This is a genomic window from Amycolatopsis sp. NPDC114505, assembly GCF_055633615.1.
On record NZ_JBVKDV010000002.1, the window covers coordinates 1,896,934 to 1,914,996 of the forward strand.

General features: G+C 72.5%; 14 protein-coding genes. 10 read left to right on the forward strand and 4 right to left on the reverse strand.

The window, feature by feature from the left end; all coding sequences use genetic code 11:
• Nucleotides 1-25: 25 nt before the first annotated feature.
• The 7 genes from ACZ7OU_RS26825 (at nt 26) to ACZ7OU_RS26855 (ending at nt 9,291) form a co-directional block, all read left to right on the forward strand.
• Entirely contained in the window at nt 26-2,206 is a 2,181-nt protein-coding gene (locus ACZ7OU_RS26825) for a heavy metal translocating P-type ATPase (protein WP_470257660.1), read from the forward strand.
• Nucleotides 2,207-2,497: 291 nt separating this feature from the next.
• Nucleotides 2,498-3,421 (forward strand): ABC transporter permease, encoded by a 924-nt coding sequence (locus ACZ7OU_RS26830; protein WP_470237327.1) that lies wholly within the window; start codon nt 2,498-2,500, stop codon nt 3,419-3,421.
• Nucleotides 3,421-4,416 (forward strand): ABC transporter permease, encoded by a 996-nt coding sequence (locus ACZ7OU_RS26835; protein WP_470257214.1) that lies wholly within the window; start codon nt 3,421-3,423, stop codon nt 4,414-4,416. Before ACZ7OU_RS26830 ends, ACZ7OU_RS26835 begins: the two co-directional genes overlap by 1 nt.
• A gap of 10 nt (nt 4,417-4,426) precedes the next feature.
• Nucleotides 4,427-6,100, forward strand: a complete 1,674-nt coding sequence (locus tag ACZ7OU_RS26840) for an ABC transporter substrate-binding protein (RefSeq protein WP_470257215.1) — start codon at nt 4,427-4,429, stop codon at nt 6,098-6,100.
• Nucleotides 6,097-7,806: an ABC transporter ATP-binding protein gene (locus tag ACZ7OU_RS26845; protein ID WP_470257216.1), complete on the forward strand. Its 1,710-nt coding sequence runs from the start codon at nt 6,097-6,099 to the stop codon at nt 7,804-7,806. The genes ACZ7OU_RS26840 and ACZ7OU_RS26845 overlap by 4 nt, the downstream gene beginning before the upstream one ends.
• 59 nt (nt 7,807-7,865) lie before the next feature.
• The gene (locus tag ACZ7OU_RS26850; RefSeq protein WP_470237323.1) at nt 7,866-8,423 is read left to right on the forward strand and encodes a carboxymuconolactone decarboxylase family protein; all 558 of its coding nucleotides are present in this window, start codon (nt 7,866-7,868) and stop codon (nt 8,421-8,423) included.
• Complete coding sequence (locus ACZ7OU_RS26855) at nt 8,416-9,291, forward strand: helix-turn-helix domain-containing protein (RefSeq protein ID WP_470257217.1); 876 nt, start codon at nt 8,416-8,418, stop codon at nt 9,289-9,291. Before ACZ7OU_RS26850 ends, ACZ7OU_RS26855 begins: the two co-directional genes overlap by 8 nt.
• On the opposite strand, the gene ACZ7OU_RS26860 is transcribed toward ACZ7OU_RS26855, so the two are convergent.
• Nucleotides 9,198-9,833, reverse strand: a complete 636-nt coding sequence (locus ACZ7OU_RS26860) for an HD domain-containing protein (RefSeq protein ID WP_470237321.1) — start codon at nt 9,831-9,833, stop codon at nt 9,198-9,200. The two genes, ACZ7OU_RS26855 and ACZ7OU_RS26860, sit on opposite strands and share 94 nt — an antisense overlap.
• A 71-nt stretch (nt 9,834-9,904) precedes the next feature.
• On the opposite strand from ACZ7OU_RS26860, the gene ACZ7OU_RS26865 reads away from it, so the two are divergent.
• Nucleotides 9,905-10,858 (forward strand): GlxA family transcriptional regulator, encoded by a 954-nt coding sequence (locus tag ACZ7OU_RS26865; RefSeq protein WP_470237320.1) that lies wholly within the window; start codon nt 9,905-9,907, stop codon nt 10,856-10,858.
• Between the two features lie 6 nt (nt 10,859-10,864).
• Here the strand turns inward: ACZ7OU_RS26865 and ACZ7OU_RS26870 are convergent, their stop codons facing one another.
• Nucleotides 10,865-11,278 carry an STAS domain-containing protein gene (locus ACZ7OU_RS26870; RefSeq protein WP_470237319.1) on the reverse strand — a complete coding sequence of 138 codons (414 nt, stop codon included), beginning with the start codon at nt 11,276-11,278 and terminating at the stop codon, nt 10,865-10,867.
• Nucleotides 11,279-11,465: 187 nt separating this feature from the next.
• Here ACZ7OU_RS26870 and ACZ7OU_RS26875 point away from each other — a divergent pair, with 187 nt between their 5' ends.
• Together ACZ7OU_RS26875 and ACZ7OU_RS26880 are read left to right on the forward strand one after the other, a co-directional pair.
• Nucleotides 11,466-11,846 carry an STAS domain-containing protein gene (locus ACZ7OU_RS26875; RefSeq protein WP_470237318.1) on the forward strand — a complete coding sequence of 127 codons (381 nt, stop codon included), beginning with the start codon at nt 11,466-11,468 and terminating at the stop codon, nt 11,844-11,846.
• A 33-nt stretch (nt 11,847-11,879) separates the two neighbouring features.
• Entirely contained in the window at nt 11,880-12,344 is a 465-nt protein-coding gene (locus ACZ7OU_RS26880) for an ATP-binding protein (RefSeq protein ID WP_470257218.1), read from the forward strand.
• Nucleotides 12,345-12,350: 6 nt separating this feature from the next.
• Here the strand turns inward: ACZ7OU_RS26880 and ACZ7OU_RS26885 are convergent, their stop codons facing one another.
• A complete protein-coding gene (locus ACZ7OU_RS26885; RefSeq protein ID WP_470237316.1) occupies nt 12,351-13,100 on the reverse strand; it encodes an ATP-binding protein in 750 nt (249 codons plus the stop codon).
• A gap of 225 nt (nt 13,101-13,325) precedes the next feature.
• Nucleotides 13,326-18,008, reverse strand: coding sequence for a DUF6531 domain-containing protein (locus ACZ7OU_RS26890; protein WP_470257219.1), 4,683 nt, complete (start codon nt 18,006-18,008; stop codon nt 13,326-13,328).
• Between the last annotated feature and the right edge of the window lie 55 nt (nt 18,009-18,063).

Here is an 18,063-nt window from a genome sequence, read left to right on the forward strand (position 1 = left end):
CGACGTGGAGCTGGTGGTGGGCGGCATGACGTGCGGCTCGTGCGCCGCGCGGATCGAACGCAAGCTCAACCGCGTCGACGGCGTCCGCGCGACCGTCAACTACGCCACCGCGAAGGCCGTCGTCTCGGTTCCGGCGTCGCTCACGGTCGAGGACGTCGTCGCGACGATCGAAGCCGCCGGGTACACCGCCCGCCCGCCGGAACCGGCGGCGGTTCCCATTCCGGCGCACGATCCCGTGCGGCGGCGGCTGCTCGTGTCGGCCGTCCTCGCGGTGCCGGTCATCGTGCTCGCGATGGTGCCCGTGCTGCAGTTCCCGGCCTGGCAGTGGGTGTCGCTGGTGCTCGCGACGCCCGTCGTGATCTGGGGCGCGGGGCCGCTGCACCGGGCGGCGTGGGCGAACCTGAAGCACCGGACGGCGACGATGGACACCCTCGTCTCGATCGGGGTCGCCGCGGCCTACCTCTGGTCGCTGTACGCGCTGCTGCTCGGCGGCGCGGGTGAGATCGGGATGCGCCACGAGTTCGACTTCACCCTCGCCGCCGACCACGACGTCGACGGGATCTACCTCGAGGTCGCCACCGGCGTCACGCTGTTCATCCTGGCCGGCCGGTTCTTCGAAGCGCGCTCACGCCGGCGCGCCGGAGCCGCGTTGCGGGCGTTGCTCGATCTCGGCGCGAAGTCCGTCTGCGTGCTGCGCGACGGCCGCGAAGAGCGGATCCCGATCGACGAACTGCGCGTCGGCGATCGGTTCGTCGTTCGCCCGGGTGAGAAGATCGCCACCGACGGCGTCATCGAAGACGGGACGTCGGCGGTCGACCTGAGCCTGGTCACCGGGGAAGCGGTGCCCGTCGAAGTCGCGGCCGGCGCTGAAGTCGTGGGCGCGACGGTGAACATGAGCGGCCGGCTCGTCGTGCGCGCCACCCGCGTCGGCGGCGACACGCGGCTGGCGCGGATCGCCGCCATGGTGGAGCGGGCCCAGAGCGGCAAGGCGGACGTGCAGCGGCTCGCCGACCGCGTGTCGGCGGTGTTCGTACCGGTGGTGATGGCGCTTTCCCTGGCCACGCTGGTGTTCTGGCTCGTCTCCGGCGCGGAGACCGCGGCCGCGTTCACCGCCGCCGTCGCCGTGCTGATCATCGCGTGCCCGTGCGCCCTCGGGCTGGCGACGCCGACCGCGCTGCTCGTGGGCACCGGCCGCGGCGCGCAGCTCGGCGTGCTGGTGAAGGGCCCGGAGATGCTCGAGTCGACGCGGCGGGTCGACACCGTCGTGCTCGACAAGACGGGCACCGTCACCACGGGCAAGATGAGCCTGGCCGCCGTCCGGACCGACGATGGCACGCCGCGCGACCTCGCGCTCCAGCTGGCCGGGGCGCTGGAAAACGCGTCGGAGCACCCGATCGCGGTCGCCGTCACGGCCGCGGCGGTCAAGCGGTTCGGCTGGGTGGGCCAGGTGCGGGAGTTCCGCACGGTGGCCGGGTTCGGTGTGCTGGGCCGGGTCGAGGGCCACCGCGTCGTCATCGGCCGCCCGGAGTTGTTGCGGCGGTTGAACGTCCGGCTGCCGCAGTCGTTGCTGCGCGCGAAGGAACGGGCCGAGCAGGAGGGGAACACCGCGGTGATCCTCGCCTGGGACGGGCTGGCGCACGCGGTGCTGGTGGTGGCGGACAGCGTCAAGCCGACGTCGGCGCCCGCGGTGTTCCAGCTGCGCCGGCTCGGCCTGAACCCGGTGCTGCTGACCGGCGACAACGAGACGGTCGCCCGCGCGATCGGCCGCGAGGCCGGGATCACCGACGTGATCGCGGGCGTGTCCCCGGAGCAGAAGGTCGAAGTGATCCAGGGGATGCAGGCCGAGGGCCGGGTGGTCGCGATGATCGGCGACGGCGTCAACGACGCGGCGGCGCTCGCGACGGCGGACCTGGGCCTGGCGATCGGCACGGGCACGGACGCGGCGATCGAGGCGAGCGACCTGACCCTGGTCCGCGGCGACCTCCTGGCGGCGGTGGACGCGATCCGCCTGAGCCGCCGCACGCTGGCGACGATCAAGGCGAACCTGTTCTGGGCACTGGCGTACAACGTGGCGGCGCTCCCACTGGCCGCGGCGGGCTTGCTCAACCCGATGATCGCGGGCGCGGCGATGGCGATGTCGAGCTGCCTGGTGGTGTCGAACAGCCTGCGGTTGACCCGGTTCCGGGGGAGCGCGTCCGCATCCTGACCGAAGGTCTCCGCGTGACCTGGCGGCCGGCAGGTTCAGCACCGACGTGGCGACCGGGTACCGGTTTGCCGGTCCGGGCCGGCACTCGAGCGGTGCCCGGACTCCCGTCGCCACTGCCGGCGCTGACCTCGTACGCGGGACGCGTCCGCATCCTGACCGAAAACCGGGGCGAACAAGACAAAACCCCACACCCGTGAGGGACTTGCCGTCCACATGGTGAGACGGTGGATCGATCACGGAAAAACTCCTTAAGGTCCCGATCGTCACTCGATCGGCTGAACTTGAGGTGCTGTGTCCGCCCCCTCCCTCCCGCCACTCGCGGCGCGCTCGCTGCCCGCCGCCGTGTGGCGCGCCGTCCGGTCCGGGCGGTGGACGTCCGCCTGTGCGGTGCTGGCCGTCCTGATCGTGCTCGTCGCCGCCGGTGCCGACCTGTTCGTCCTGGTCGAAGGCCAGAGCCTCACCCCGGACATCGCCACGCTCGGTCCCACCGGGCTGCCCGCGGGCACGCTCGGCGGGGTCAGCGGTGCGCACTGGTTCGGCGTCGAGCCGCTGACCGGCGTCGACCTCTTCGCGCTCGTCGCGCACGGTGCCCGGACGTCGCTGCTGGTCGGGCTCGGCGCGACCGTGCTGGCCACCGCGCTCGGCGTCGTGGTCGGGGTGAGCGCCGGCTACCTCGGCGGCTGGTGGGACCGGGCGGTCACCTGGACCGCCGACGTCATCCTCGGCTTCCCCTACCTGATCTTCATGATCGCGCTCGGGGCGGTCCTGCCGGTGGACTTCCCGCGTCAGATCACGCTCGTCGTGGTCCTCGGGCTCTTCGGCTGGCCGCGCATCGCCCGCATCGTGCGGGCCCAGGCCCTGACGCTGGCCAAGCGCGACTTCGTCGCCGCCGCGCGGGCCGTCGGCGGCGGTCCGTGGCACGTGCTCACGAAGGAGCTGCTGCCCAACCTCTGGGCGCCGATCATCGTCGTCGCCAGCCTGTCCATCCCGTCGATGATCGGCAGCGAAGCCGCGCTCTCGTTCCTCGGCGTCGGTGTCCTGCCGCCCACCCCGAGCTGGGGCCGCACGATCAGCGCGGCCATCGACTTCTTCGAGACGGACCCGATGTACCTCGTCTTCCCCGGGCTGATGCTGTTCCTCGTCACCCTGGCCTTCAACGTCGTCGGCGACGCGATCCGCGACACCCTCGACCCGCGGTCGGGGGGTACCGCCTGATGCGCACCGCCCGCTTCGTCGCGACCCGCTTCGCCGGGATGCTGCTGGTCCTGCTCGTCGTCGCCTTCGTGACGTTCGTGGTGTTCTACGTCCTGCCCGCCGACCCGGCGCGGATGGCCTGCGGCCGCCCGTGCTCGCCGGAGAGCCTCGCCATGGCGCGGGAGTTCATGGGCTACAACAGCCCGTGGTACCAGCAGTTCTTCGACTTCCTCGGCGGCATCTTCGGCGGCCGCGCGTTCGGCACCGGCGCCGCCGCGATCCACTGCGCCGCGCCGTGCTTCGGCTACGACTTCCAGAACAACGTCGACGTCCTGAGCGAGATCGGCAGCCGGGTCGGGGTCAGCTTCTCGGTCGCACTGGGCGCGGCCGTGATCTGGATCGTCCTCGGGGTCGGGCTCGGCGTGCTTTCCGCGCTACGCCGGGGATCCGCCGTCGACCGCGTCACCATGGCCGCCGCGATGGCCGGCGTGTCGATGCCGGCCTACCTGGCCGGGATGATCGGCATCACGATCTTCGCGTTCGCCCTCGACGTCGTCCCGAAGAACGGGTACGTGCCGCTGACCGAGGATCCCGTGCAGTGGGCGTGGCACCTCGTGCTGCCGTGGTTCGTGCTGGCCTTCCTGCACGCGGCGATCTACGCGCGGCTCACGCGCGGCCAGATGCTCGAAACCCTCGGCGAGGACTACATCCGCACCGCGCGGGCCAAGGGGCTCACCGAGCGGAAGGTGGTGGGGCGCCACGCCTTGCGCAACGTCCTGCTGCCGGTGATCACCGTGTTCGGCGTCGACCTCGGCGCGCTGCTGGCCGGCACCGTGATCACCGAGCGGATCTTCGGCATGGCCGGGGTCGGGCGGCTGCTCGTCGACGCGATCTCGTCGCTCAACCTGCCGGTGCTGCTGGGCGTGACCCTGTTCTCCGCGCTGCTGGTCACGCTCCTGAACTTCCTGGTCGATCTCTGCTACGGCGCGCTCGATCCGCGAGCCCGCCTCGTCTGAAGGGGACACGATGAAACAGCTGCGGTTCGCCGCGGGGGTGCTGGCCGCCGTCACGCTGCTGACGGCGTGCGGGGCCAACGACACGCCGGCCGCCCAGGGCGGTGCCGTCAAGCCGGGCGGGAACCTCGTCCTGCTCAACGACGCGCCGTCGATCACCTGGGACCCGGCGAAGAGCTCCAACCTCGTCGTCACCACGCTCGGGCTGATCCACCGGCGCCTGACGTCGTGGGACGTCGCGCCGGGCAAGGACACCACGATCGTGCCCGACCTGGCCACCGACACCGGGAAGCCGAGCGACGGCGGCAAGACCTGGACGTTCACCCTCAAGGACAACCTCAAGTACGCCGACGGCACGCCGATCAAGAGCGAAGACGTCAAGTGGGGCCTCGAGCGTTCGTTCGCCCCTGCCTTCTCCGGTGGGCTGGCCTACCACAAGGACCTGCTCTCGCCGGGCCTCGCCTACAAGGGCCCGTTCGACGGCGGAAAGGAGCTCGACACCATCCAGACGCCGGACGCGAAGACGATCGTCTTCCACCTCGCCCGCGCGTACGGCGACTTCAACTGGGTCGCCAGCACGCCGGCGTTCTCGCCGGTGCCCAAGGGCAAGGGCGCCGAAGCGAACTACAACGACCACCCGGTCGCGTCGGGGCCGTACCAGCTGCAGAGCTACGAGCGCGGCAAGTCGGCCAAGCTGGTGCGCAACCCGAACTGGAGCCGCGACGAGGACACCACGCGCAAGGCGTACCCGGACACCATCGACTTCGAGCTCGGGCAGGACACCAGCGTCATCTCGAAGCGGCTCATCGACGACACCGGCAAGGACCGGAACGCCTTCGGGATGTCGTTCGCCTCGCCCGCCCAGCTGGCCCAGATCCAGGGCAACGCGTCGGCGAAGTCCCGGCTCGTGACGTCGGAATCCGGTGCGCTGGCCTACCTTTCGCTCAACACCCAGCGCGGGAACCTGACCAACCCGAAGGTGCGCGAGGCGTTCCAGTACGCCGTGGACAAGGCCGCCTACCAGGTCGCGAGCGCGGGCAGCGCGCAGCTGGCCGGCGACGTCGCCACGACGCTGATCACGCCCGGCCTGCAGGGCCGCGAGCAGTACGACCTCTTCCCGGCGCCGCCGTCCGGTGACCCGGCGAAGGCGAAGCAGCTGCTCGCCGAGGCGGGCTTCCCGAACGGGATCGACGGCCTGGTCCTGGCCACGCACAACGAAAACGGCTACCCGGAGAAGGCCGCGGCGATCCAGGCGTCCCTGGCGCGGGCGAACATCAAGGTGACGATCAAGCCGCTCGACACGGACACCTACACGTCCGAAGTGGACACCAAGGGCCTGTCGGACTACGACCTGACGCTCACCTCGTGGCAGCCCGACATCCCGTCGGCCAACGCGAACATCCAGCCGCTGTTCCAGTCGACCGAGATCGGCAACGGCGGGTACAACGAGTCCCGCTACAGCAACCCCGAGGTCGACAGGCTGATCGCCGAAGCACAGGCCACTGTGGACCCGGCCGAGGCCGGCAAGAAGTGGGCGGCGCTGGACAAGAAGATCCTGGCCGACTCGCCGGTCGTGCCGCTGATCTACACCCGCAACTCGTTCCTGCGCGGGTCGCAGGTCGGGGACGTCCAGATCGGGCGCTTCCCGGCCTACGTCGACTACCGCAAGTTCGGGATCGCCCAGTGACCGGAGCCGGGCTCCTGCGGCTGCACGACGTGGCGGTCTCGTTCGGGGACGTCGAAGCCGTCCGCGGGGTCGGCTACTCCGTGGACGCGGGGGAAGTCGTCGCGGTGGTCGGGGAGTCCGGCTCCGGCAAGACGGTCACCGCGATGTCCCTGCTCGGCCTGCTCCCGCCCACGGCCCGCGTGACGGGCCGCGCGGAGCTGGCCGGGCGGGACCTCTACGCCATGACCCCGGCGGAGCTGCGCGCGGTCCGCGGCGGCGACGTCGGCATGGTGTTCCAGGAGCCGATGAGCGCGCTGAACCCGGTGTTCACGGTCGGCGACCAGCTCGTCGAGGCGATCCGCACGCACCGGGAGCTGACCGCCGCCGCGGCCCGGGACCGCGCCATCGAGCTGCTCGGCCTGGTCGGGCTGCCGGACCCGCGCGAGCGCTTCCGGTCGTACCCGCACGAGCTGTCCGGCGGGCAGCTGCAGCGGGTCGTGATCGCGATGGCGGTGGTGAACGAGCCGAAGCTGCTGATCGCCGACGAACCGACCACCGCGCTGGACGTCACCGTGCAGGCGGAGATCCTCGAGCTGCTGCGGGACCTGCGCTCGCGGCTGGGCACGGCGATCCTGCTCATCACGCACGACATGGGCGTGGTCGCCGACCTGGCCGACCGCGTGGTGGTGATGCACGACGGCCGGGTCGTCGAGCAGGGCACCGCCGCCGCGATCTTCTCGGCGCCCGCCGAGGACTACACGCGGCAGCTGCTCGGCTCGGTCGTCTCGCTGTCGAGCACGGCCACGACCGGGCTCGAACGCGCGCTGTCCGCGGACATCGAGGTGGGGCCGGGCCACGTCGCGGCGGCCGAACACCCGGCCACGGCGTCAGTCCCGGACGTTCCCGCCGAGACTCCGTTGCTGCGCGTGGCGGACCTGTCGGTGACCTACCGCGGCCGGTTCCGCGCGATCGCCGTCCGCGCCGCCGAAGGCGTGAGCCTGCACGTCGGCGCGGGGGAGGTGCTCGGGCTCGTCGGGGAGTCCGGGTCGGGCAAGAGCACCGTCGCGCGGGCCGTCACGGGGCTGCTCGCCCCCACCGCGGGGTCCGTCCACATCGGAGACACGGACATCACCCGGGTGCGCGGCCGGGCGGCGAAGGCGCTGCGGCGCCGGATCGGCGTGGTGTTCCAGGACCCGCTGTCCTCGCTCAACCCGCGGACGACGGTGGGGGAGAGCGTCGCGACGCCGTTGCGGCTGCACAAGGCCGTGCGCTCGTCCGAAGTGGACGGACGGGTGGCGGAGCTGCTGTCGGCGGTCCAGCTCTCGCCGTCGCTGGCCGGGCGGTACCCGCACGAGCTGTCGGGCGGCCAGCGCCAGCGCGCGTGCATCGCGCGGGCCCTGTCGCTGCGCCCGGACCTGCTGGTGGCCGACGAACCGACGAGCGCGCTCGACGTCACCATCCAGGCGAAGGTCCTCGACCTGCTCCGCGACCTGCGGCGCGAGTTCGGGTTCGCGTGCCTGTTCATCAGCCACGACCTGGCGGTGATCGAGCAGCTGGCCGACCGGGTCGCGGTGATGCACCGGGGGCACGTCGTCGAGCAGGGCCCGACGAAGGAGGTGCTGACGGGACCGGCGCACCCGTACACGCGGCGGCTGCTGTCGGCGGCGCCGGTGGCGGACCCGGAGGCCCAGCGCCGGCGCCGCGAAGCCTGGCGGCGGCTGCGCTGACCCGCGTGCTTACCTCCGAGGGAATTGTTTCCATGACCCGGCTGGGCCAAGCTTCCGGCATGACCAGTTATCCGATGCACACCGTGGACACCGCCCCGACCGAGGCGAAGACGCCGCTCACCGTCCTGCGGGAGACGTTCGGGTTCGTGCCCGGCGCCGCGGCCGTCATGGCCGGCTCGCCGCCGCTGCTGAACTCGTTCTTCTCCGCCTTCGGCCACTTCCGCGGCGGCGGCACGTTCACCCCGGCGGAGCGGCAGGTCCTGCTGCTGTCCAACGCCGTCGCGAACGCCAGTGAATGGGCGGTCGCGTTCCACACCCTGGAGGCGCTGGCCGACGGCGTCGCTCCGGAGGCCGTCGACGCCGTGCGCAAGGGTGAGCTGCCCGCCGACCCGCGGATGGCGGCGCTGTCCGCATTGACGACCGCGTACATCGAAAAGCGCGGTCACCTCGGCGAGGTGGACGTCAAAGCCTTCACCGCGGCCGGGTTCACCGAGGCGCAGCTGTTCGAGGTGATCACCGGGGTGGGCATCTCGGCGATGACGAACTACGCCGCGAACGTCGCCCGGCCGCCGCTCGAACCCGTCGTCGAACCGCACGCGTGGAGCGCGGGTGGCTGACGTCGGGCCGCTGCTGAAGCACTGGCGCGCCGCCCGGCGGCTGAGCCAGGTGGCGCTGGCCGCCGAGGCGGCCGTCTCCCTGCGCCACCTGAGCTTTCTCGAGACCGGGCGGGCGAAACCCAGCCGGGCCATGGTGCTCAAGCTCGCCGGCGTGCTCGACGTGCCGCTGCGGGACCGCAACGCCCTGTTGCTCAGCGCCGGGTTCTCGCCCGAGTACGCGGAGTCCGCATTGGACGCTCCGGCCCTGGCCGCGGTGCGTGACGCGCTCGACGCCATTCTCGCGCAGCAGGAGCCGTATCCGGCGCTCGTGATGGACCGGAGCTGGGACATCCGGCACGTCAACGGCGCCGCGCGGCGGTTCTTCGCCTTCCTCCACAATGGACACGACGGAGAGCCGCCCGGGCCGCCCAACGTGCTCCGGCGGATGTTCCACCCGGACGGCGTGCGGCCGCACGTGACGAACTGGCCGGAGGTGGCCGGCGCCCTCGTCGGCCGCGTGCGCCGGGAAGCGCTCGGCGGCGTGACCGACGAACGCGCCCAGCGGATCCTCGACGAGGTGCTGCACTACCCCGGGGTGCCGGCCTCGCTGCGGACCCTCGACGCGACCGGCCCGCTGCTGCCGATCGTCCCGATCCGCTACGCCCGCGACGGCCTGCGGTTCGGCTTCTTCTCGACGGTGACCACGCTGGGCACGCCGCAGGACGTGACGCTGCAGGAGCTGCGCATCGAGTGCTTCCACCCGATGGACGACGAAACCCGGGCGAACGTCCGGGATCAGCTCGCCCAGGGGGCGCCGGCGGTGGCGCGTTCCAGCTCGGTGACCCCGGCCTCCCGGCGCTCGCGCACGAGCTCGCCCGCGATCGAATAGCGCGGTGCCGCCGCCCCGTCCGCGCGGCCCGCGTGCTCGACGATGGCGTCGACGAGGGAAGCGACCATGGACAGGCGGGGGTGCTCCTCGTGGATCCGCTCGTGCCGGTCGGCGACGACGTGGGCGTTGCGGCCGAAGTCGATGCCCACGCCTTCGCGGGTCAGGTAAGCGAGCAGGCCGCGGCGTTCGGCGATGCCCGGCGAGGTGTGCAGGGCGATCGCCTCCCAGACCCGGTCGACGTCGGGACGGCCGACGCCGTGGCTCGTCAGCAGTTCGGCGGCGAGGTCGGCGCCCTCGACCTCGAAGCGCGTCCGGCCCGGCGCCAGCGTGCCCAGGCCGAGGTCGTGCAGGACGGTCGCGGCGAAGAGCAGCCCGTCGTCGTAGGCCGCGTCGTCCAGGCAGCCTTCGTGCTCGGCGAGCAGCCGGGCGAACAGGAAGCTGCGGATGCTGTGGTTGGCCACCGAAGGGCTCTCCGAACCCCGCACGGTGGCGAGGATCGTGGCGGCGAGCGGTCCGGCCGGCAGTGCGAGGAAGTCGGTCACGACGTCGACGCTAGGAGTCGGCGGACCCGCGGGACAGTGGCCCGAGGGTCGTTCACCGCTAGGATCGTGCCATGAAGAGCGTCACGGTGCTGGCTCTCCCGGGCGTGCTCGCCCTGGACGTCGGGATCCCGGTGCAGGTCTTCGGCTCGGACCCGCACTACGAGCTGACGGTGTGCGCGCGGCGGGGCCCGGTGCCGGTGTCGGGCGGCGGCCTGACCATCACGGCGGAGGCCGGGCTCGAGGCCCTCGAAGGGGCAGGCACCGTGATCGTCCCGGGCTACGACGACGTCGACACACCACCGCCCGCCGAGGTCCTGGCGGCGCTGCGGGCCGCCCACGACGGCGGCGCGAGGATCGTCTCGATCTGCACGGGCGCGTTCGCGCTCGCCGCCGCCGGCCTGCTCGACGGACGGCCCGCGACCACGCACTGGCAGCGCACCGCCGCCCTGCGCGCCCGCTACCCACGCGTGCGCGTGCTGCCCAACCGGCTCTACGTCGACGACGGCGACATCCTGACCTCGGCCGGTGTGACGGCGGGGCTCGACCTTTGCCTGCACCTGATCCGCACCGACGAAGGAGCCGCCGCGGCCAACTCCCGCGCGCGGGACCTCGTCGCCCCGCCGCGGCGCGCGGGCGGCCAGGCGCAGTACATCGAGCGGCTTCGCCCGGACGCGACGGGCGACGAGCTCGGCCCGCTGCGCGAATGGATGCTCGGCGACCTCACGCGGCAGCTCGACGTCGACACGCTCGCCGCCCGCGTCCACCTGTCGCGCCGCACGTTCCTGCGGCGGTTCCGGGAGGAGACGGGGACGTCCCCGATGGCCTGGCTCACGAGTGCGCGCCTGGACCGGGCCCGGGAGCTGCTGGAGACGTCCGACATCCCGGTGGAACACCTCGGCCGGCACACGGGACTGGGCGGCACGGCCACCGTGCGGGCGGCGTTCCACCGGCACCTCGGCACCTCACCGCGGGACTACCGGGCGTTGTTCCGCCACCGGAGCGCTTCGGACGTCACGACCGGATGATCCCCGTCAGCCGGCGTTCCAGACGGCTTCCGCGCGGTTCACGAAGTCGGCGCGGCTGCCCGCGGCGATCGCCCCGAACCGGGTGCGGTAGCAGTCGAGGACCGCTTCGAAACCGGTCGCGTGCAGGAAGTCGCGCACGAGGGGGCGTTCGCCGGTCACCACGCGCAGGCGGTCGGCGCCGCTGCGGTCGTGGGCGGCGCGGACCTCCCGGATCCCGGCGACGGAGAGGAACGCCAGCTCGGACAGGTCCAGGACCAGCACCTCCGGCCGCGGTTCGCCGGCCAGGACCAGGGCCGTCGCCTGCGCGAGCTTGGGGGTCGTGCCGGCGTCGAGCTCACCGGAAAGCGCGAGGACGACGACGCCGGGGGCACCGAGCGTCCGGACCACCTGGAGACGTTCCGGCTGGAAGGAATCGGCCACGGCCACCACGCTCCGCTCAGCCTTCGGACGGCTCCGGCGTGGAGCCGTTCCGAAGTCGGCTACCCGGTACCGGGCGCGGCCAATCGTCCGGACGCGGAAGGCTTCGGGTGGATACCCTGGAACCGGGCCGGGCGGACTCCGCCGGGTACTCGCGTCGCAGCCCGGCCCGGGCGAGAGGAGGACGGTCGTGTCCTCGAATCCGGGCCCGCGCCAGACGGCGGCGAAGATCCTTTCGGTCGCCCGGCACGACGTGCGTCCCGGCCTGCTGGTCATCAGCGCGGCCGGGGAGATCGACGCTCTTTCCGTCGGGCTGCTGCGGCGGGCGCTGTGGCAGGACCTGGCCGCGGTCACGGTGGTGGACCTGTCCCGGGTGACCTTCCTCGGCGCGGCCGGCCTGCGGGCGCTGGGCCAGGCGGCGCGGCGCGGCCACGCCGGGCGGCGGTTGTGCCTCGTCACGCCGGCCCACCCCGTGTCGATCGTGCTGCTGACGTTCTGGAACGACGACCGCGTGTTCCTGTACCCGACGCTGGCCGAGGCGCTGCGGGCGAACCCGGCCGAGCCGGGGTGAACGGACCCGGCGCCGCCGGAGCACACTGGTCCCATGAAGTCCCCGGAAACGGGCGAGCGGCTCGTGTTCACGATCGAGCGGGGCCCGCTCCCGCCGCTCAGCGCACTTCGGCGGTGGATCGCCGGCGCGCTGCCGCGGCTCGACGCCGATCACCTGTGGGCGGTGCAGCTGGTCGTCACCGAACTGGCCACGAACGCCTGCGAACACGGCGCCGGCCCGGTGACGGTCACGGCGTCGGCCACGCTCGTGCCGTGCTCGGTGCTGCTGGAGGTCCACGACGACGGCGAAGGCCGTCCGGAGGTCGTCGCCCCGGGTCCGGCGGCCGGCCGCGGCCGCGGCCGCGGGCTGGTGCTGGTCGGGGACCTCTCCCGGGAGTGGGGCGTGCGGTCCGAGGAGCCCGGGAAGACGGTGTGGGCGCGCATCGACTGCGCTACCGGGACGCTCGCCGCGTGCGCGGTGCGCGCCGAGCCGATCGCGATGGACCCGGAACCGTGCTGAACCGGCTCAGCCCGGGTCGCCGCTGTGCCGCTCGCTGGTGAGGACGGCCCAGACGACCTTGCCGCCGGACCACCGCGAACTGCAGCCCCACGCCTCCGCCGACCGCGCCACGATGTGCAGTCCCAGCCCGGCGGCGCCCGGCCGCGGCCGGGGAAGAAGGACGGCCGGGTGGGGATCGTCGTCGAGCACGGCGATGGTCAGCCGCCCGCGCCGCAGGTCCAGCCGCAGGGTGGCCGGGGAGCTGGTGTGCTGGGCGGCGTTGGCCGCGAGCTCGCCGGCGACGAGGATGCCGTCGTAGACGAACTGCGGGGCTTCCCACTGCGCGCAGGCCTCGCGCACGGCGGCCCGCGCCATCGCCGACGCTTCGAGGCCGCGGGGGAGGACCAGTTCGGTCTGCTGGCGCGAAGGTTTGCACAACGCGCGTTCGGCACTGCCGACGTCCTCGCCGATGGCGACCTGACGGTGGATGCCGTGCTCCCGCAGCGCCCGGGTCCGGCTCGCGGCACCGGCCAGCGCGAACGGGATCCCGGGCCAGGTCCCGAGCCGCCGCGCGACCACCCCGAACACCCCGACCGGCGCGACGGCGCCGACGTCGAGACCGTCGATGCCGGCGATCACGGCTTCCGGCTCGTCCGCCGCGACCTCCAGGAGGCCGTCGCGCAGGCGCCGGTAGCTGCCGAGGTGCAGGCCGCCGGTCACGGTGACCAGCGTGTACAGCGGCTGTGACGCCACCTCGAGGTCGAGCGTGCCCAGCATCGTCTCTCCTCAGGCGATCCGCGGTGCCATGCGGCACGGTCCACGCTAGGACGAAGGCGCCGGATCCGGTAGGCCCGCCACCCGCGTGCGTGCTCGGCTGGGCCGTCATCCGATCGTGGCGCACCGGCCGTTCGCGCCGTGAGCGGTGGGCGGCCTGACCCGGGCGGAGGTGGTCAGCTGTCTTCGGAGAGCAGGATCGTGGTGAAGACCTCCGGCCGGTTGAGGTCAGCGCTTGGTCTTGTCCCAGAGCAGCACCGGGGGCGCGTCCGGGTAGTCGGCGTCGTGGGCCCAGACCTTGTCGACCTTCGGGTTGTGGCGCAGGATCGGGAACTCGTCCATGTCGAACACGTTGTTGGGCCGCCGCGACCCCAGCTCGTCACCCATGTTCGGCCAGCCGCTCGACTTGCCCGGTGTGTTCGGCAGGGCGATGTGGACGTCGCCTTCCGCGTTGTGCGCCAGTGCCTTCGACGCGTCCTTCCAGACCTTCTCGCCGTTCGGGTGCTTGTCGGCGAACTTGGGCATCTCGACACCGTTGTCCTTCAAGATGCCTTCGAGGGTGTTGCCACCCTTCTTCTTCGCCATGTCGATCGCCGGGTCCTCGAGCGAGCCGTGGTACTTCTGCTCAGTGATGTTCTTGCCGGTGACGGGGTCGTAGAGGTGCGAGTTCGGCTTCGACGAGTCCACGTCCTTGCCCCAGTGGGGGACGCTGGAGAACTCCGAGTCCTTGATGTGGCCGCCCGACCAGAACCACGACTTGTCCTTGCCCGGCGCCATCATCTCGTCCCACTTCTTCGAGAACTTGGCGTACTGCTCGTCGGTCATGTTGTGGGGGCGGATCTTGCCGTCGGGGTCGCGGAACTCGCCCAGCCCGTCCGGCTTCTTGGCGCCCGGCGGCAGTTTCGCCGCGTCGCCGCCGCCCGCCGGGTTGTCCGGGGCCTTCGACCCGCCCGTCTTGCCGCACGGGCTGCCGACCAGGCCGAGCAGGTCGCTCTGCAGGTGCGGCTGCGCCACGTACCCCACCGGGTCGGGCGCCGCGGCCAGGCCGAGCGGGTCCTGGCTCAGGTACCGCCCCGTCCGCGGGTCGTAGTAGCGGTAGACGTTGTAATGCAGCCCGGTCTCGGCGTCGCGGTACTGGCCGGGGAAGGCCAGCGGCATCGGCGCGGTGCCCGTCGTCGACGGCAGCAGCTCGCCCCAGAAGCTCGTGCGCGCCTGCCAGCCGAGGGTCCCGTCCGCGCCGATCAGCTCGGTCGGGGTGCCGGCGGGCGACGTGACCACCGTGTGGAACCGCACCTCCGGGCCCCGCTGCTCGACCTGGACCACGGGCCGGCCGTCATCGGGACGGCGTTCCCACGTGAGCACGCGCGACTTGCCGTCGTCGGTCAGCTCGATCTCCTCGACGAGCTCGGCGCCGCTCCAGACGAACCACGTCTCGGCGGTCTGCCGCGGTGAGCCGTCGTCGCCGAGCACCCAGCGCCGCTTGGCGAACCGCCGCCCGAGCGGGTCGTAGAGGTAGGTCCAGAACGACTCGTCCGGGGCGATGACGGCGATCAGCCGGTCCAGCTCGTCCCAGACGAACCGCCATTCCTCCGGCCCGGTGGGAGTCGCGCGCACCCGGCCGGTCACCCGGCCCTGCGGGTCGTGGCCGTACCGCGTCCCGGCCGGCGGCAGGAGCCTGCCGGCCGCGTCGTAGGTGAAGCGTTCGACGCCTTCGGGTGCGTGCGCCTCGGTGACCCGCCCGGCCGGGTCGAACCCGAACCGGACCGGCCGCGCGTCGTCGAGCGCGGCGAGCCTGCCGTCCGGCGTGTACGTGTAGGCGCGCCGGCCGAGGCCGGTGATCACCTGCTCGGCGAGCCGATCGGCGGCGTCGAAGGCTTGGCGCAGGACCTCCGCGCCGTCGACCGTCCGGCGGACCTCGCGGCCGGCTTCGTCGTACTCGAACGCGATTTCGTGACCCGCGATGCGAAGCGACGTCCCGAGCTCGCCGTCGTACCGCCACTCACTGTCCACACCGGACACGGTGGTGCGGTGGACGCCCGCGGCGTCGTAGGTCCACCGGACGCCGACCCCGTTGAGCGTCTCCTCGCGCACGCGTCCCCGCTCGTCGCGCACGATCTGCAGGACCGAGTCGTTGTCGACCGCGTACTCGAGCTGTCCCAGCGCGTCGTAGGCGTACCCGGTGACCCCGGTGGCCGTGCGGCGCTCGACGACGTTGCCGAGCGCGTCGTAGGCGTACTCGGTGACTTCGCCGAGTCCGTTGGTCATCCGGCGCAGCTGCCCGGCCTCGTCGTAGGCGTAGGTCAGCCGGCGCCCGTCGAAGTCGGTTTCCTCCACCAGCCTGCCGGCCGGGTCGTAGGTGTAGCGCCAGGTCAGTCCGCGCGGGTTCGTCACCGCGACCAGGCGCAGCTCGGCGTCGTAGCCGTACACCGTGCGCGCGCCGGTGGCGTCGGACTCCTCGATCGGCAGCCCGAACGGGCCGTACGTGCGCCGGATCGTCCGCCCGCCGGCGTCCCGGTGTTCGACGACGCGTCCTTCGGCGTCGTGGCGCCAGCTCTCCCGCTCGCCGTGCGGGCCGATCCGCCAGGAGCGCTGCCCTTCGGCCGTCCAGCCCAGCCGGGCCGGGCCGCCGGACGCGGTGTGCACCAGCCGGGGCCGGCCGAACGGGTCGCGGTCGCCCGGCCGCGCCGCCGCGGTGATCTCCGGTTCGTCGCCGAGTGCGTCCGCCGCGCGGTCGACGCGCAACCGCGTGGAGACACCCGGGAGGGCGGTGTAGGGGTCGGCGGCCGCGGTCACGGTCCGCGCGTCGCCCGCCCGCAGCTCCACCTCGCCCGTCGGGGTCGGCGTCAGCCGCACCACCGAACCGTCGGGCCGCGTCACCGTCGCCAGCACGTCGTTCTCGTAGCCGTAGAACGTGATCCGGCCCAGTTCGTCGGACTGCGACAGCAGGTCGTCGTAGCGGGTCCACGAGTACCGGCGCGTGTGCCCGAGCGGGTCGGTGCGCTCGACGAGCTGGCCCGCCTCGTTCATCCGGTAGGTCCAGGTGTGGCCCAGCGCGTCGGTGTGCCGGGTGGTCCGGGTGCCGGTGTCGTAGGCGAACGCGCCGTTGAGGTAGCGCTCGGCGCCGACACTGCGGACGCAGCGGCCCTGGGCGTCGTAGACGTACCGGTACCAGGTGCCCGCCCGGTCCTGCCAGCCGACGATCCGGTCGTCGACGTCGTAGTCGAGGTTCACCGGGCGCCCGGTGAAGCCGGCGATCTGGGTGAGCTGGCCGAGGCGGTTGTAGCCGTACCGCACGACCGGCGCGCCGCCGGGCACGGCGAGCGCGGCGATCCGGCCGGACGTCGAGTCGATGGTGATCTCGGTGCCGTCGTCGCGGCGCAGCAGCCGCGGGATGCCGGTTCCGTCGTGGTCGATCGTGGTGCGGGAGCCGCCCTGCTCGATCTGCGTCAGCGGCAGCACCCCGCCGCGCCCGTCGGCGAACACGAGGTCGCGGACGCCCGTCGACAGCCGGTAGCCCCCGGCGGTCCGGCGCAGCGGGTGGCGCGGTCCGTCGATCGGCAGCACGGGCCGGTCGCCGCCGGGCAGCGGGTACACGAGCACCGTGCCGTCCTCGGCGAAGAACCGGACGCCGTCGCGGCCGACCTCCAGCCGCTGGTCCAAAGTGGACGCCCACGACCGGCCGAACCACCGGCCGGCGCGGTAGGACGACAGGTGCGTGCGGGACAGCATCAGCTCGCCTGCGTCGCCCGGCAGGGTCAGGTCGACCTGGGTCAGCACGACCTCGCCGGTCGCGACGTCCACCGGGTCGGAGACGCAGACCTTCTTGTCGTCCGGCATCGCGCGGTCGCGCGGGCCGTCGCCCTTGGGGTCGCCCATCGGCTTTCCTCCGCCGCCGTCGGGCCCGCCCTTCGGGGTGCCTCCAGGCGGCGGGCCGTCGGCCGGCGGGTCGTTCTTCGGTGGCGGATCGGTCTTGGGCGGTGGGTCGTTCTTCGGCGGCGGGTCGCCCTTCGCGCCCGACGCGGTGGTGCTGTCGCCGTCTTTGGGCGGCGGGTCGGTCTTGGGTGGCGGGGCGTCGGGGTCGCCCTTGCCCTTGGGGCCGTCGAGTCCCTTGGGGTTGCCCTTGATGTCGGCGTGCTTCGGTGGCGGCGCGGCCTTGCCCGGCTTGATGTTCTTGAGCGCCTTGGCCGCGTCACCGAACAGATCACCGGCCCGCTTGAGCAGCGGCACCAGCGCCTTGAGCGCCGTGACGAGTCGCTTGACCAGGTCCGCGATCTTCGACGCCGTCTTCGCCACCGCACCGATGACCTGCGGCACCACCCAGGTCATACCGATGCCGAGGGTGAAGATCACCTGGAGTGCCCAGCTGATCAGGTGCCCGACGAGTTCGGCGATGATGTCGCGGACCAGCGCCCGCACCGCCGCGACGACCTCACCGGCGGTTTTGACGCCGCTGGAAGCGCCTTCGCAGCCCTTTTGGGCGGTTTCCAGCAGCACGACGGTGTCTTGGGCGCGCTGTCGGTAGGTGTCGCCGGCGGTGCCGGTCCAGGAGGAGATGTCGGTTTTGACCATCCCGGTGAGGTCCTGGCCGATGCTGCCGAGCTCGTTCGCGACGTTCTTCCAGGTCTCGGACTGCGCCGCGATCTCATCGGCGTTGCCGGTGAGTCCGTTGAGAGCTTCTTTGAGCGGCCCGACGTGCTCGATGAGCCAGCCGACGCCGGCGGCGAGGATCGCGCCGAACGGGTCCATGGCCATCGAGAGCGCGTCGAGGGCGGTGCCGACGGCACCCATCGCCACCGACGCCCAGTCGCCGCTTTCGATCGCGGACTTCAGGTCGTTCGCCGACTCCAGCAGCGAAATCCCCGAGTACGCCTTGGTGGAGTCCTTGGTTTCCGCGACCAACGGATTGCTCACCCGCGCGAAAGTAGCAGCGCGAGAACGCCGGGTGTCGCGGAGGTGAACCGGAGAT

What these genes read in the sequence shown, in the direction of transcription:
- ACZ7OU_RS26825 (WP_470257660.1), top strand. Translation starts at nt 26, where the DNA reads ATGACGTGCGGCTCGTGCGCCGCGCGGATCGAACGCAAGCTCAACCGC.
- ACZ7OU_RS26865 (WP_470237320.1), top strand. Translation starts at nt 9,905, where the DNA reads ATGAAGAGCGTCACGGTGCTGGCTCTCCCGGGCGTGCTCGCCCTGGAC.
- ACZ7OU_RS26835 (WP_470257214.1), top strand. Translation starts at nt 3,421, where the DNA reads ATGCGCACCGCCCGCTTCGTCGCGACCCGCTTCGCCGGGATGCTGCTG.
- ACZ7OU_RS26850 (WP_470237323.1), top strand. Translation starts at nt 7,866, where the DNA reads ATGACCAGTTATCCGATGCACACCGTGGACACCGCCCCGACCGAGGCG.
- ACZ7OU_RS26880 (WP_470257218.1), top strand. Translation starts at nt 11,880, where the DNA reads ATGAAGTCCCCGGAAACGGGCGAGCGGCTCGTGTTCACGATCGAGCGG.
- ACZ7OU_RS26885 (WP_470237316.1), bottom strand. Translation starts at nt 13,100, where the DNA reads ATGCTGGGCACGCTCGACCTCGAGGTGGCGTCACAGCCGCTGTACACG.
- ACZ7OU_RS26840 (WP_470257215.1), top strand. Translation starts at nt 4,427, where the DNA reads ATGAAACAGCTGCGGTTCGCCGCGGGGGTGCTGGCCGCCGTCACGCTG.